General features: G+C 49.3%; 12 protein-coding genes. 10 read left to right on the top strand and 2 right to left on the bottom strand.

Translation table 11 applies throughout. From position 1 onward, the window contains the following. Positions 1 to 232 precede the first annotated feature (232 nt). The 8 genes from dusB (at position 233) to AC1RVX_RS11300 (ending at position 9,072) form a co-directional block, all read left to right on the top strand. Positions 233 to 1,243: a tRNA dihydrouridine synthase DusB gene (dusB, locus tag AC1RVX_RS11335; RefSeq protein WP_493216703.1), complete on the top strand. Its 1,011-nt coding sequence runs from the start codon at positions 233 to 235 to the stop codon at positions 1,241 to 1,243. Positions 1,244 to 1,323: 80 nt separating this feature from the next. After that, positions 1,324 to 1,557 carry a helix-turn-helix domain-containing protein gene (locus AC1RVX_RS11330; protein ID WP_110258221.1) on the top strand — a complete coding sequence of 78 codons (234 nt, stop codon included), beginning with the start codon at positions 1,324 to 1,326 and terminating at the stop codon, positions 1,555 to 1,557. A 47-nt stretch (positions 1,558 to 1,604) separates the two neighbouring features. Next, complete coding sequence (gene purH / locus AC1RVX_RS11325) at positions 1,605 to 3,170, top strand: bifunctional phosphoribosylaminoimidazolecarboxamide formyltransferase/IMP cyclohydrolase (protein WP_493216702.1); 1,566 nt, start codon at positions 1,605 to 1,607, stop codon at positions 3,168 to 3,170. 260 nt (positions 3,171 to 3,430) lie between these two features. Continuing rightward, entirely contained in the window at positions 3,431 to 5,713 is a 2,283-nt protein-coding gene (locus AC1RVX_RS11320; RefSeq protein ID WP_493216701.1) for an SEL1-like repeat protein, read from the top strand. 128 nt (positions 5,714 to 5,841) lie between these two features. Then, on the top strand, positions 5,842 to 6,384 hold the full coding sequence (ruvC, locus tag AC1RVX_RS11315) for a crossover junction endodeoxyribonuclease RuvC (RefSeq protein WP_493216700.1): 543 nt from the start codon (positions 5,842 to 5,844) through the stop codon (positions 6,382 to 6,384). A gap of 157 nt (positions 6,385 to 6,541) precedes the next feature. Beyond that, positions 6,542 to 7,123, top strand: a complete 582-nt coding sequence (gene ruvA / locus AC1RVX_RS11310; RefSeq protein WP_493216699.1) for a Holliday junction branch migration protein RuvA — start codon at positions 6,542 to 6,544, stop codon at positions 7,121 to 7,123. A 3-nt stretch (positions 7,124 to 7,126) separates the two neighbouring features. Further along, positions 7,127 to 8,200, top strand: a complete 1,074-nt coding sequence (gene ruvB, locus AC1RVX_RS11305; protein ID WP_493216698.1) for a Holliday junction branch migration DNA helicase RuvB — start codon at positions 7,127 to 7,129, stop codon at positions 8,198 to 8,200. A 47-nt stretch (positions 8,201 to 8,247) separates the two neighbouring features. Next, complete coding sequence (locus tag AC1RVX_RS11300) at positions 8,248 to 9,072, top strand: 2-keto-4-pentenoate hydratase (RefSeq protein WP_493217105.1); 825 nt, start codon at positions 8,248 to 8,250, stop codon at positions 9,070 to 9,072. A 239-nt stretch (positions 9,073 to 9,311) separates the two neighbouring features. Here AC1RVX_RS11300 and AC1RVX_RS11295 read toward each other — a convergent pair whose 3' ends face one another. Together AC1RVX_RS11295 and AC1RVX_RS11290 are read right to left on the bottom strand one after the other, a co-directional pair. Next, the gene (locus AC1RVX_RS11295; RefSeq protein ID WP_493216697.1) at positions 9,312 to 10,346 is read right to left on the bottom strand and encodes a porin; all 1,035 of its coding nucleotides are present in this window, start codon (positions 10,344 to 10,346) and stop codon (positions 9,312 to 9,314) included. A 379-nt stretch (positions 10,347 to 10,725) separates the two neighbouring features. Continuing rightward, positions 10,726 to 11,862: a porin gene (locus tag AC1RVX_RS11290; protein ID WP_493216696.1), complete on the bottom strand. Its 1,137-nt coding sequence runs from the start codon at positions 11,860 to 11,862 to the stop codon at positions 10,726 to 10,728. Between the two features lie 340 nt (positions 11,863 to 12,202). On the opposite strand from AC1RVX_RS11290, the gene coq7 reads away from it, so the two are divergent. Both coq7 and AC1RVX_RS11280 read left to right on the top strand, forming a co-directional pair. Next, entirely contained in the window at positions 12,203 to 12,835 is a 633-nt protein-coding gene (gene coq7, locus AC1RVX_RS11285; RefSeq protein ID WP_493216695.1) for a 2-polyprenyl-3-methyl-6-methoxy-1,4-benzoquinone monooxygenase, read from the top strand. Positions 12,836 to 13,077: 242 nt separating this feature from the next. Continuing rightward, positions 13,078 to 14,733, top strand: a complete 1,656-nt coding sequence (locus AC1RVX_RS11280; RefSeq protein WP_493216694.1) for a methyl-accepting chemotaxis protein — start codon at positions 13,078 to 13,080, stop codon at positions 14,731 to 14,733. Positions 14,734 to 14,885: the final 152 nt, after the last annotated feature.

The raw sequence follows: 14,885 nt of genomic DNA, 5'->3' as shown, positions 1-14,885 counted from the left end.
ACAAATAGTGATTAGAGTATACACATAAGTGCCGCTGCACAGGTTGGTATACCGGATACGATAGTAATTTAGAAATGTAAGTCTAAAGGACTGACGATTTCGCTAGATTTATACTATTAAGTGAGCAGGCCATATAAATAAAAATATTCCCGACGAACGGTGACGATTTTGCCGAATATTTAGGCAGGATTCAGGTAGAATAGCGCTTCTTCGAATTTCCCCTTCCCTGATCGTGCAAATCGGCTCTTACGTGCTGCGTAATAATATTTTTGTTGCTCCCATGGCTGGTGTGACTGACAGACCTTTCCGTCAGTTATGCAAGGAACTGGGGGCTGGTTATGCTGTATCGGAAATGGCGGCATCCAATCCCAAGTTGTGGGAAACAGAAAAATCCACGCGCCGTACCAACCATGAAGGCGAAATGGAACCCAAGGCCGTGCAGATCGCTGGTGCGGACCCGCAAATGCTGGCAGAATGCGCCAAACATAATGTTGATAAAGGTGCGCAAATCATCGATATCAATATGGGTTGCCCAGTGAAAAAAGTCTGCAATGCATGGTGTGGTTCTGCCTTGTTGCAACATGAAAGCCTGGTCGGACAGATACTGGATGCAGTCGTTGGTGCAGTGGATGTACCGGTGACGCTGAAGTTTCGTACCGGCTGGGACAGAGCAAATAAAAATGCCCTGAACATTGCCCGCATGGCAGAATCGGCTGGCATACAAATGTTGACCCTGCATGGACGCACCCGTGCGGATGGCTACAAAGGTGATGCCGAATATGACACCATTGCTGCCGTCAAGGCTGCAGTCAATATTCCCGTAGTTGCCAATGGCGACATCACAACACCGGAAAAGGCCAAATATGTTTTGCAGGTCACCGGTGCCGACGCCATCATGATAGGCCGGGCGGCGCAAGGCCGACCGTGGATCTTTCGCGAGATCGCCCACTTTCTCAATACCGGACAGTATTTACCTGCGCCCCTGATTTCTGAAGTTCGTGAACTCATGGATGCCCATTTGAAAGCACACTATGCCTTCTATGGTGACTATCTCGGTGTACGAACGGCACGCAAACACATAGGCTGGTATATGCAGGACCTGGTAGGTGGGGAAGAATTCCGGCAGCAAATGAACTTACTGACAGACTGTGATGAACAACTCGCCGCCGTCAGCAGTTTTTTTGATCACATGGCTGGGGAGCGGTTACAATACCGCCCCTTTGAAGAAAAACTGGCAGCGTAAGGCGAATATCCTTTTGTCTTCTCGTCCGTCATCCACGGACAACACGTAGCCTGGCATAACCGAACAGTGATAAAAACAGCATGAGCAAAGATAGCATTCAAGACGCCGTCCACAAGAATCTGGAAAAATATTTCCGTGACCTGGGCGAGCAACCCGCATCCAATATTTACGACATGGTCGTGTTAGCCGTTGAAAAACCGATGTTAGAAATGGTCATGACGCGGGCATCAAGCAACCAGTCCCAAGCCGCCGATATGTTAGGTATTAACCGGAATACTTTGCGCAAGAAATTGCAGCAACACGGTTTGCTTTAATCCATCCGCAAGGCTTGACACCGATTTCCTTACTCATATCAAAAATCATGATCAAACAAGCCCTCATTTCTGTCTCCGACAAGACCGGCGTGCTCGAATTTGCACGTGAATTGTCTGCGCTCGGTGTCAAGCTGCTGTCTACGGGCGGTACTGCCAAACTGCTGGCAGACAATGGCCTGCCTGTTACTGAAGTGGCAGATTACACCGGCTTTCCTGAGATGCTCGATGGCCGTGTCAAGACCCTGCACCCTAAGGTACATGGCGGCATTTTGGCACGCCGCGATTTTCCTGAACACATGGCTGCGCTGGAACAACATGGGATTCCAACCATCGACATGGTGGTGGTGAATCTGTACCCATTCCAGCAAACTGTGGCCAAGGGTGAATGCTCACTGGAAGATGCGATAGAAAATATCGACATCGGCGGTCCAACCATGTTGCGTTCTTCTGCCAAAAATCACAAAGACGTGACCGTCATTGTTGACCCGGCTGATTACGCAGTCGTGCTGGCGGAGATGAAGGCGAATCAAAACGTCGTCAGCTATGAAACCAAGTTCACACTGGCGAAAAAAGTATTTGCTCACACGGCGCAATACGATGGTGCCATCACCAACTACCTGACCAGCCTGGGTGAAGATAAGGCGCACGCAACACGCAGCGCTTATCCGCAAACCCTGAACCTGCATTTTGAAAAAGTGCAGGAAATGCGCTACGGTGAAAACCCACATCAGTCTGCGGCGTTCTATCGTGACCTGAAATCCCTGGAAGGTTCGCTGGCCAACTACAAGCAATTGCAGGGCAAGGAACTGTCTTACAACAATATCGCCGATGCTGATGCGGCATGGGAATGCGTGAAGTCTTTCGCTGAATCTGCCTGCGTCATCGTCAAGCATGCCAATCCTTGCGGCGTAGCCCTTGGTGCGACACCGCTTGAAGCCTATAGCAAGGCATTGCAGACTGACCCTACTTCTGCCTTTGGTGGCATCATCGCCTTCAATCGTGAACTTGATGGCAAGGCTGCTGCAGAAGTCGTCAAGCAGTTCGTCGAAGTGTTGATCGCTCCTTCTTTCACAGAAGAAGCAAAGCAGATTTTCGCAGCCAGACAAAATGTCCGCCTGCTGGAAATTTCATTGGGTAAGGGCATCAATCAATACGACGTAAAACGTGTCGGTGGTGGTTTGCTGGTACAGGCACCAGACTCCAAAAACGTCTTGCAGGAAGAATTGCGCGTCGTCTCGAAATTGCAGCCTACTCCACAACAAATGGCTGACATGATGTTCGCCTGGCGTGTGGCGAAGTATGTGAAATCCAATGCCATCGTCTTCTGCGGCAATGGCATGACCCTGGGTGTTGGTGCTGGCCAGATGAGTCGTATTGATTCTGCTCGCATCGCCTCCATCAAGGCACAGAATGCCGGCCTGACACTGGCCGGCTCTGCCGTAGCGTCTGATGCCTTCTTCCCCTTCCGTGACGGCCTGGATGTCGTAGTGGATGCCGGTGCCACTTGCGTCATCCACCCGGGCGGTTCCATGCGTGACCAGGAAGTGATTGATGCTGCGGATGAACGTGGTGTCGTTATGGTGTATACCGGTACGCGTCATTTCCGTCATTGATATAGGATTTACGCATTAGTTGATGTATGTGCGGCCCTGATTATTCAGGGCCGTTTTTCATTGCAAGTTCCTTATTATTTGCGACATCGAATGCATGTTTTCCATAGCTTATCGGAAATAGTCGTATGCGATAATACAGCCTCATTCAACACGGCTACAAGGCAACGCTATATTCCCACGTTGAAAATCTCCCACAGGATGCATGACCGATGATTTGTCTGAGCAAGACTACACTGACCACCATAAGTTGTGCTGTGCTGATGGCCCTGAGTCTGTGGCCTGTTGGGCATGCATCGGCCTCAGAGCCAGGCACTACTACAGTTACCAAACAGAATTCCAGTTCTGACTTGATAGAAACGACCAGACTTGCTGAAGAAGGTGATGCTACTTCTCAAGTCAAGTTGGCTGGCATCTATTTTGAGGGACGGCGCGTGGTGAAAGACTTGCAGCAAGCCGCTCATTGGTTCCGCAAAGCGGCAGATCAAGGAAATACCAATGCACAGTACAACCTTGGCTGGATGTATGAGAATGGCAGTGGATTACCCAAAGATGTGCAACAGGCTGCCGAATGGTATCTGAAGGCCGCGCAGCAGGGAAATGCGAATGCCCAGAATAATCTGGGCATGCTTTACCGAACTGGCAAAGGTGTGGGCAAGGACGACCAGCAGGCAGCCGACTGGTACCAGAAAGCCGCCGATCAGGGAAACACAAGGGCGATGCACAACTTGGGCTGGATGTATGAGATTGGCAAAGGCGTGTCCAAAGATATGCAGCAAGCTGCCCATTGGTATCTGCAGGCTGCACAACAGGGAAATGCGAATGCGCAAAACAATTTGGGCACACTCTACCTGACTGGTCAGGGTGCGCCTAAAGATGAACAGCAAGCCTTGAACTGGTACCACAAGGCAGCAGAGCAAGGAGAAATTAATGCACAGTACAACCTCGGTTGGATGTATGAGAATGGCAAGGGTTTACCTAAAGATGTGCAACAAGCTGCCAATTGGTATCTGAAGGCCGCGCAGCAGGGAAATGCGAATGCGCAGAATAGTTTGGGCATCATTTACCAATATGGCCAGGCTGGAGTGAAAAAGGATGAGCAGCAAGCAGTGCGCTGGTACCGCAAAGCAGCCGATCAAGGAAACGTCATAGCACAATACAACTTAGGCTTTATTTATCATACTGCCATTGACTTGCCCAAGGATACGCAACAGGCTGTCGAGTGGTATCTGAAAGCGGCGCAGCAGGGAAATGCAAGTGCGCAGAATAATCTAGGTGTCATCTACCAAAATGGTCTGGATGGAGTAAAAAAAGACGAGAAGCAAGCTCTGGTCTGGTACCGCAAAGCGGCGGACCAAGGGCATTCATCTGCACAGACCAGCATGGGTTTTATGTATTTCGAAGGCCGTGGTGTACCCAGAGACCACCAGCAGGCGGCCCAATGGTATCAGAAAGCAGCAGACCAGGGAAATGCCAGAGCGCAATCTAGTCTGGGCTGGATGTACCAGACTGGCGATGGCGTGACCAAAGATGTGCAACAAGCAGCCTTTTGGTATCTGAAAGCCGCGCAGCAAGGAAATGCTGGCGCACAAAATAATCTGGCCGGGCTTTATCAATATGGACTGGGCGTAGCAAAGGATGAACAAGAAGCTGCAAAGTGGTATCGCAAAGCGGCCGATCAAGGGGGTGCCGATGCACAGTTGAGTCTGGGCGAAATGTATGCCACGGGCCAAGGGGTCCCCAAAGATGAGCAGCAAGCTGTGAACTGGTACCGCAAAGCAGCCGATCAGGGAAATACCAAGGCGCAATATGGTCTGGGCTGGATCTATCACGCTGGCTTTTTTGTGACCAAGGATGAACAACAGGCAGTACACTGGTTTCGGAAGGCTGCCTTGCAGGAGATGTCCATGGCGCAAGCGATGTTGGGTGGCATGTACCTGGTAGGCGTGGGTGTACCAGAAAATTTATCACAAGCTGTATTCTGGTTTCGCCAGGCTGCCAACCAAGGGGTAGCAGATGCAGAGTGCATCCTGGGAGTGATGTATATCCTTGGCAAAGGCGTGCCAGAAGACTGGCGGCAAGGGGTGATCTGGCTGCGCCGCGCTGCAGAACATAACTATTCCAATACGCAGCACGTGCTGGCGTTGCTGTATCTCTCTCGCAAAGAATCGCCCGATGACGAAGAGCAAGCCCTTTACTGGCTGCGCATGGCGGCAGAGCGCGGCGATGCAAATGCACAACTCGATCTGGGTATGATCTATGCCAGCGGCAAAATCTTGAATGCAGGCAGCAGCGTTGCAGCAATCACCCTAGCCGGTCCACTTAGCCAGGCCTTGGACAAGGCACAAAAAGACCTTGTGGTGACGATTGGTGAAGTGGCAGGTGTAGCCAGGGATGAACAGTCAGCCTATTTCTGGACCATGCTGTCTCTTGCCAATGGCAATAAAGCTGCACGTGGTCACCTCACCCCGCTGGAAGCAGTATTGTCAGCAGAGAGAAAAAGCAAAATCGAAGCCGAAGTCAAAGCCTGGAAACCAGTGAAATAATGGCTGGCATCCACAAAAGTAATTACCCACTCACCTAGCTATCAACATAACTCCAAGATCGATACGTTATACTCGTTAGCGATAATTCCTGTAACTGCACCACATCTATTACATACTCAGAAGCCCTCATGAAAATCCTAGGCATAGACCCCGGCTTGCGTACCACTGGTTTTGGTATCATTCATAAACAGGGCAGCAAGCTGACGTATATTGCCTCGGGTACCATCAAGACAGTAGATGGTACGTTGCCAGAACGATTGAAGACCATACTATCGGGAGTCTCCGAAATAGTACGCACTTACCAGCCAGATTGCGCAGCGATAGAGAAGGTCTTCGTCAACGTTAATCCGCAATCAACGCTGCTGTTGGGGCAGGCGCGGGGAGCTGCGATTTGCGCTCTGGTGTCAGCCGATCTGGCAGTAGCAGAATATACGGCGTTGCAAGTCAAGCAAGGTGTGGTCGGCCACGGGCGCGCAAAAAAAGAACAGGTACAAGATATGGTGCAGCGCCTGCTGGCCCTGTCCGGCACGCCCGGTTCCGATGCAGCAGACGCGCTGGGTGTTGCCATCTGCCATGCTCATAGTGGCGATGCGCTGGCGACTCTGGGCGCGCTGGCCCCCAGTCTGGCTAAAAAAGGCTTACGTGTTAAAGGTGGTCGCCTGGTGGGCTAAGCTGCTCTGGGTTGAATGTACTTCTATTTTCCCGTCGCGCTGGCAACGCAAAAAATACAGACAGGTAATACCCTTATAAATTACCTGTATTAGCCTCGTCAAACGCGCAAGAATCGTTTACTATCACTGTTTATTCATACAGTATGAAAGCAGTCTCATGATAGGTCGCATTGCTGGCACTCTGATAGAAAAGAATCCTCCGCAATTGCTGGTCGATTGCCAGGGCGTTGGCTATGAAGTCGATGTACCCATGAGTACCTTCTATAATCTTCCACACCTGGGTGAAAAAGTGGTCTTGCTGACCCATCTGGCAATACGCGAAGATGCACATATATTGTTTGGTTTTGGCACAGCAGAAGAACGCAGCACCTTCAAGCAATTGATCAAGATCAGCGGTGTTGGCGCCCGCACGGCCCTGTCAATCTTGTCCGGCATGTCAGTGGCAGACCTGGCACAGGCAATCACCCTGCAGGAAGCTGGGCGCCTGACCCGTGTCCCCGGCATAGGCAAAAAAACTGCTGAGCGACTGTTACTGGAACTGAAAGGCAAGCTGGGAGCTGACCTGGGTACTGCCACTGCTGCACTGGCGGCAGGTGACCATAGTGCAGATATCCTGAATGCCTTGCAGGCACTTGGTTATTCAGACAAAGAAGCTTTGCTGGCAATGAAGTCCGTTCCTGCTGGTAGCGGTGTGTCAGACGGTATCAAACTGGCATTGAAAGCACTGTCCAAAGGCTAAGCGATGACGATACAGACTGATAATCTCTCTTCGAATCACGGTAGCGAAACGCGCATTATTTCCGCGACGCCGGCATCACCCAATGAAGAAGCAATAGAACGTGCTTTGCGCCCCAAGCAGCTGGACGAATATGTGGGTCAGGAAAAAATACGTGGCCAGTTAGAAATCTTTATCACCGCCGCCAGACAGCGTAGTGAAGCACTTGATCACACGCTGTTGTTTGGCCCTCCGGGACTGGGCAAGACTACCCTGGCCCATATTATTGCGCGCGAAATGGGTGTCAACCTGCGCCAGACTTCTGGCCCGGTACTGGAACGTGCCGGTGATTTGGCTGCCCTGCTCACCAACCTGGAAGCCAATGATGTCTTGTTCATCGATGAAATTCACAGGTTGTCGCCGGTCGTAGAAGAAATCTTGTATCCGGCCCTGGAAGATTACCAGATCGATATCATGATTGGTGAAGGCCCGGCGGCTCGCTCAGTCAAACTGGATTTGCAGCCCTTCACTCTGGTCGGCGCAACGACCCGGGCCGGTATGCTGACCAACCCTCTGCGTGACCGTTTTGGCATTGTCGCCAGACTGGAATTTTATACGCCTGAAGAATTAACCAAGATCGTCACCCGCTCTGCATCATTGCTGAACGCGCCGATACAGGCTGATGGTGCCGGTGAAATTGCCAAACGAGCGCGAGGTACACCACGTATTGCCAATCGCCTGTTAAGGCGCGTGCGCGATTATGCCGAAGTCAAAGGCAACGGTGAAATCACTCGTGCCATGGCTGACGCAGCCTTAAAAATGCTGGATGTCGATGCAGTTGGTTTTGACCTGATGGACAGAAAACTACTGGAGGCCATACTCTTCAAATTCGGTGGCGGTCCGGTTGGTCTGGATAATGTTGCCGCTGCCATAGGTGAAGAGCGCGACACCATAGAGGATGTACTGGAACCCTATCTGATACAACAGGGTTTTTTGCAACGCACGCCCAGAGGCAGGATAGCAACCCCGTCCGCCTATGAACATTTTGGCGTGACCATGCCCCGATCGGGCAATAACGGTGAATTATGGGGTGGAGGTTAACACGCCCCATCTGATTTTTTGTGCTCAAACCAACCAAACTTGATGCCATGTCCTTACAAGCCGAACAACACGCCTATACCTTCCTTGAAGCCAGAGCACGTACCCAACCTTTAAGTCCGCTGACTTCACAATTTGACTTAAGCATTCATGATGCCTATGAAATCGCCAAGGCGTCGGATGCCATCCGTATGGCTGAAGGTGAAATACGTATAGGCCGTAAACTGGGATTCACCAATCGTAAGTTATGGTCCAAATATGGCGAAAAGGAAGCTATCCGCGCGCCCATCTGGAGCAGTCTGTTTGACAGCACCGTGCGCTATGTCGAAGAAGCCTTTGTCTATCAAAGCCTGACTGGTGCCTTGCAACCGCGCATAGAACCTGAGGTTGTTTTCAAACTGGGTCGTGCACCTGCATCTGATGCCACCATAGAAGAACTAGCTGATTGCCTGGAATGGATGGCACATGGCATAGAGATCGTCGTCAGCCCTTACCCAGACTGGAAATTTGAAGCAGCTGACGCCATTGCCGCACTGGGTATGCATGGTACTTTACTCATCGGTGAACCGCGTATTTTGTCCAGTGCCAGCCGCCAGCATCTGGCTGAAGTATTGGCCAACGCCAGCGTCTCGCTGTCATGCGACGGTTTTCTTCTTAGCGCCGGCTATGGCAGTGACGTACTGGACAGCCCTTTGCATGCGATCTGGTATTTGCACAGCCTGCTACAGGAACAGCCACAGTTTCCCCCTTTGCAAGCTGGTGAGATTATCACGACTGGTACCTGGACCGACGCCTACCCAGTATTACCCGGCCAAACCTGGGGCACTGCGTTTTCTGGTGTGCCGCTACCAGGTCTCAGTGTCAGCTTCGCATAAATGACAACACCTGCTCTCAAGCTAGTGGCCAAATATTTCATATTAGTCATAAAAAGGGACTGGCTAAATAATTGACAGGTTTTTGATAAAGACGGTTTTTGACAAGACAAACCACAAAATGACAGGTATATGACCTGACTTAATACGCAGACATATCCCTCATAGCGAGGAGCAAAAAAAAAAGCACCCGAAGGTGCTTTTTTTAGTTTTATCATACTAACCCTAAGGTCAGCACAAAATTAGAACATGTGACGGATACCTACGTTCACCAGACGTTCTGTCACGCCGTTACCGGAAGCCAGACCACCTGCATTGGTGTTTGCATCATTCGACAGACGCTCGAAAGATGTGTAGATGTTTGTACGCTTGGACAGGGAATGTGTGTAACCAATAGCGACTTGGTTAGAATTACCAGCTGATACCAAGTTGTTTGTTACACGTGCATATGTACCGACGATTGCGCCAGCAGCACTTACTGGTACTGTTCCACCCAACAACCACATTTTTTGGTCAACAGAGTTATTGTCAGAAGTAACTTTACCGTATGCCAAAGCAGCTTTAACTACTGTGAAGTCATATGTTGCACCAGCGAACAAATGCTTGATTGCTTGTGCATTTGCATCGTTTTCTGTGTGGTAAGCAACTACACCAAGGAATGGGCCGGCAGCAAATTGACCAGATGCGCCAATACCACGGTTTTTAGAGTTGTCACCAGCGGTTTCACCAAATGTGTAAGCAACAGAACCAGTGAAGCCACTCAGATCATTTGTGGAGTAATTGATTGTGTTTGTGGAACGTGGGTTGGTCGCGAAGAACAGATTACCGAAACCAGTTGCACTTGTACTTTGGCCAGCTGTGCCGCCGATGATACCAGTGCTGAATGGATCGATGGAGTCAACAGCATCAAACATTGGCTTGTTTTGACGACCCATTTTAACGGAACCAAAGTCACCAGCCAAACCTACCCAAGCTGCACGACCGAATGCCAGGCCACCTTGAGCAGATGCGCCTGTATCAGCGTTAACGCCCATTTCCAACTTGAAGATGGCTTTCAGACCGCCACCCAGATCTTCAGTACCCTTGAAGCCCAAACGGGAACCGGATTGAACGCCAGAATCCAGAGATGTAACATTGCCAGCGCCCTTTGTACCAGCGCCATTGCTTTCATTTTGCAAAGCCATGTCCAGAACACCGTAGATAGTTACGGAAGATTGTGCTTGTGCTGTACCTGCAACAGCAGCCAAAACGGACAGAGCGATGAGTGATTTTTTCATTGATATTTCTCCAAAGGATTTCACATTGATATGAACTACATTGAGCACATTTAGCGCAAAACAGAGCCAAAATTGATCGCACAAAACGCGCTAATTCTTAAGAACCTGCAAGACTGCTAAAAAGAAGTTAACGTATTTGACCAAAATTGGCCTTGGACAGCCAAGCTAATTCAGCTTTGGAGGAGGATATGGAGGGGATTTGTCTCAAATAAACAACGAAAATTGCCTAAATAACCACATTTATATTATCAAAGATCTAACATTTCTGATGCGCAAGTTTGACTAAAAATGGCTTAAAAATTTAGCTTCTATTATCAAAAAACCAAACTGCAAAGGCCGCCCCAAGGCGACCTTTGCATATACTGCGATCAGCTTACGATCAGAATGCGTGCAAAACACCTACTGCTGTACGTACAGCTGAACTATTGCCTGCACCGATGATACCCAGTGCCAGTGAAACGTCTTGTGCATTAACTGAACCTGCTTTTGCATACGTCAGGGAAGCATAAGCTGTTGTGCGTTTGCTAAATGCGTACTTAGCCAAACCGATATACTGATCTGCTTTGCCATCGATGTCGCCAGAACGTTTGGTGTTGTAATACGCAGCTGTCAGTGTTGTCTGGTCAGACAAACTGAAATCTGCACCCAAACCAATTACAGCAATCTTGCGACCATCTGCACTTGGCAAAGCGTCAATCTTGATAGCACCTTCGACCTTGGTTTGAGCATAAGTGCCGCGCAACATGACGGAGGGAGTAATCTTAAACTTGGCACCAGCGGCAAACCCCGTCAGGCTGGCTGCATTGGCATTGTCTTTCATTTTTGCATAAGACAAAGCTGCACCATTTGTGCCGTCAGTAAAGAAACCAGACAAGCCAGCGTAGCTGCTGGCCGATGTATCGCCAGCTTTTTCACCTAAACCATACATCAACCCACCGCCAAAACCAGACATCAATGGAGAAACATATTTAATGGAGTTATTTTGACGCAGTGCTGTACCACCCTGGTTAGTACCAAAACCACCGAAGAACGCACCTGAGTTCAATGCACTGAACATCACGTTAGGATTCGAACCAGCATGTGCCAGACTTATAGGATCAGCCAGACCAACGGAGTCCACACCCAGAATATTGTTACGACCCAAAGTGACAGCACCGAAATCACCAGACAAACCTACCCATGACAAACGATCAAACAAGGACGTGTTGTTACCAGTCTGGTTAAATACGTTACCACCAAAACCTGCACCAGCTGCACCAGTATCATTTGCCAGCGTACCCTCCAGATTAAAGTTGGCTTTCAAACCACCGCCCAAATCTTCAGAGCCTTTGATACCCCAGCGGGAAGTCAGCAACTGGCCTGCATCCATAGAAATTTTAGAGCCACCTGTCGCGGTTTGGTTAGTAGTTGCTACCACTGCGGCATCAACAATCCCGTAGACGGTAACGGAAGATTGTGCAGACGCTGTCGCTGCAAATGCACTCAGAACTGCGAAAGCCAGTATCGTTTTTTTCATTTAAACAGTCTCCAAAATTATATGTATTTTTACCGACCAGACGTTTTTCGCATGGTCATGCTTTTATATTTAGCCTTGCCAAGACTTCGAAACCTGCTGATTAAGAAGTTAGATTCCATTGGAACAAATTAAAAGATTTAGGGCAAAGAGAATTTGCGAACGATCGTATTTAAGCAAATTTTATGTGGTGTTATCGCAACAAGCATCTTCTTTCTTATTATTAGAAATATAATTTTTCTGAAAGGATTGATGAAAATCATGCCCGGAATCAATCAATCTGAAGCGAGCCTCTTTCTACCCTATAATCCCGGCATTACCGCACCTATCTGACACAACATCTATGAGTACTTTAGCAATCGACCGCCTTATTCTGGGAATTGACCGCGCATTACGCACAGTGAACGGGCAGGCACGCGCCAGACGCAACAACCCTGCGCAGAGCATTGAAGAGGTCAACATGTCAGATCAGGAAAAAGCCCATAGTGCCGGGCTGATGCGTATTAATCACGTGGGTGAAATTTGTGCTCAGGCTTTATATGACGCACAGGGAGCTTTTGCAAAAAAAGAAGAGATTCGTCAGCAATTCCAACATTCAGGTATCGAAGAAGAAGACCATCTGGCCTGGACTGCAGGACGGCTGAAAGAATTGAATTCGCATACCAGCCTGCTCAATCCCTTGTGGTATGCAGGTGCATATGCCCTCGGCGCGCTTGCCGCAAAAAGTGGAGACGAACTCAGCCTGGGTTTTGTGGTGGAAACCGAACGTCAGGTTGAAGCACACCTGGCAAGTCATATGGATAAATTACCAACACAGGATGCCAAGTCGCGCGCCATCGTTGAACAAATGCGGATAGATGAAATTGCTCACGGTACTGCCGCCCAGTCGCTGGGCGCTAGCGAGTTGCCAGCACCAATAAAAATAGGAATGAAGCTGGCGGCCAAAGTCATGACTGCAAGTGCGTACTATATATAGCCCCCCCCTTTTTGTCAGGTGTGTTCTTTTTCTGTTTTAGGTTTTAGAAACGGGGGATCAGCTTCCAGACTCTCTATCGCTAAGTTATCGGTCAAACTATAACAAATCAAATTTTTTAAGCAAATATACTCCCCGTATTCAGTAAGCGAATTTACAAAGTTTTAACTTGGTTTCATGGAGATATGCTAACTTCATTCTTAGCGACTTAACTTCGTACCGAAGAACCAGAAAGGTGGCGCGCAATGCGTAACAATCAACCTGTCAGCGGAAAAGAAGTCGAGATCAGGGATGGTCAATCCATCGTATCCAAAACTGACCTCAAAGGCAAAATCCTATACTGCAATCCCACCTTTATCGAAATAAGCGGTTTTGACCAGTCAGAATTGATTGGTGCCCCACACAATATCGTGCGCCATCCTGACATGCCTATACAAGCATTCGCTGACTTATGGGCCAGCATCAAAGAAGGACATCAATGGGATGGCATAGTAAAAAATCGCTGCAAAAATGGAGACCATTACTGGGTCAGGGCAAATGTCACTCCTGTCATCGAAAATGATCAGATAGTCGGCTATATGTCCGTGCGGACTAAACCGAGCCGCGCAGAAGTGACTGAGGCAGATCAACTGTATCGCCGCATGCGCGATGACAAGGCGGGAATTTTGCAACTGCGTCGCGGGCATCTGGTAAGAATGGATTTACCAGGAAGAATACACAGTGCCTTGCAGTTGTCCGGCACCACCAAACTGGCGTTAGGGATGTTATCAGCCATTGCCGTAATACTGGGCGGCGGCACCGTACGCTGGCTGAGTTCCGGCTTTCAGATCAATGACTTTGCTGCATTATGTGTGGCGGCAGCCATCATCCTCTATCAATGGTTTGCCACATACCGTGGCTATATCAAACCGCTTCAACAAGTGACACATGCCGCCCGCACCATGGCAGGAGGTGATCTGGCAACCATAATAACGAAAGGAGATGGCGGCGAGATGGGCCAGCTCATACAGGCAATGCGTCAGATGAATATCAACTTGGTATCCATCATTGGTGATGTCAGAAGCAATGTTGATTCCATCAACCGCGGCAGCAAGGAAATTGCTGACGGCAATATGGATTTGTCGAACCGTACCGAATCTCAAGCATCCAACCTCGAAGAAACTGCCGCCAGCATGGAAGAATTTGCTTCCACGATCAAACAAAATTCTGACAATGCATCACATGCGAACCAACTGGCAGAAACTGCCTCCCAGGTTGCCACGGCAGGTGGAGACATGGTGAATAAAGTCGGCGACACCATGCGTGACATCAGCGACTCTGCAAAAAGTATAGAAAACATCATCAGTATGATCGACGGCATCGCATTTCAGACCAATATCCTGGCGCTGAACGCTGCGGTAGAAGCTGCACGTGCAGGAGAACAGGGACGCGGTTTCGCCGTTGTTGCCAGCGAAGTGCGCAACCTGGCTCAAAAATCCGCCAGTGCAGCCAAAGAAATCAAAGTACTAATAGAAGATTCTATGAGCAAGGTGAATACCGGTAATCACTTGGTAGAAGAGACCTCAAAAACCATGTCGCAACTAGTCAAGTCCGTACAAAATGTAACCAGTATTATTCATGAAATCAGCAATGCCAGCAGTGAACAGAGTGATGGTGTGGAGCAGATGAATCAGGCTATTTCACAAATGGATGAATTAACCCAACAAAATGCAGCCATGGTTGAGCAGGCAGCAGCATCTGCGGCCAACCTGGCAGAACAAGCCATGCATTTACAGCAGGCTGTCAGCGTATTCAAACTAGGTACAGGCACATTAACGCCGTCAACGTTGCGACCTGCCAATAGGATCAAAGCTGCAACCTCGATAGCTGCAGCAAGGCGACTACAACATAAGCCCGACTGAGGCATATGCCATCAGCATAAGACTGATGGTTAAAGCCATAAGCTAAGGTTGCCTGAAAAAAAGCAACCACGATCAAAAAAACTCTCTGGAAAAAGCACGCAATGCAGCTGCTGCAATATAGTGCAGGGCCTGTTCTGCACCTATCAGATGAC

The sequence above is a fragment of the Undibacterium sp. GW821-FHT11B02 genome (genome assembly GCF_058808955.1).
Note: the sequence above shows the minus strand (reverse complement) of the source record. Positions and strands in the feature narration are given on the sequence as shown.

Excerpts from the sequence above, each read along its gene's own strand:
- ruvA (WP_493216699.1), top strand. The coding sequence starts at position 6,542 with ATGATAGGTCGCATTGCTGGCACTCTGATAGAAAAGAATCCTCCGCAA.
- ruvB (WP_493216698.1), top strand. The coding sequence starts at position 7,127 with ATGACGATACAGACTGATAATCTCTCTTCGAATCACGGTAGCGAAACG.
- purH (WP_493216702.1), top strand. The coding sequence starts at position 1,605 with ATGATCAAACAAGCCCTCATTTCTGTCTCCGACAAGACCGGCGTGCTC.
- AC1RVX_RS11280 (WP_493216694.1), top strand. The coding sequence starts at position 13,078 with ATGCGTAACAATCAACCTGTCAGCGGAAAAGAAGTCGAGATCAGGGAT.
- AC1RVX_RS11295 (WP_493216697.1), bottom strand. The coding sequence starts at position 10,346 with ATGAAAAAATCACTCATCGCTCTGTCCGTTTTGGCTGCTGTTGCAGGT.
- AC1RVX_RS11330 (WP_110258221.1), top strand. The coding sequence starts at position 1,324 with ATGAGCAAAGATAGCATTCAAGACGCCGTCCACAAGAATCTGGAAAAA.
- AC1RVX_RS11300 (WP_493217105.1), top strand. The coding sequence starts at position 8,248 with ATGTCCTTACAAGCCGAACAACACGCCTATACCTTCCTTGAAGCCAGA.
- ruvC (WP_493216700.1), top strand. The coding sequence starts at position 5,842 with ATGAAAATCCTAGGCATAGACCCCGGCTTGCGTACCACTGGTTTTGGT.
- AC1RVX_RS11290 (WP_493216696.1), bottom strand. The coding sequence starts at position 11,862 with ATGAAAAAAACGATACTGGCTTTCGCAGTTCTGAGTGCATTTGCAGCG.
- AC1RVX_RS11320 (WP_493216701.1), top strand. The coding sequence starts at position 3,431 with ATGGCCCTGAGTCTGTGGCCTGTTGGGCATGCATCGGCCTCAGAGCCA.
- coq7 (WP_493216695.1), top strand. The coding sequence starts at position 12,203 with ATGAGTACTTTAGCAATCGACCGCCTTATTCTGGGAATTGACCGCGCA.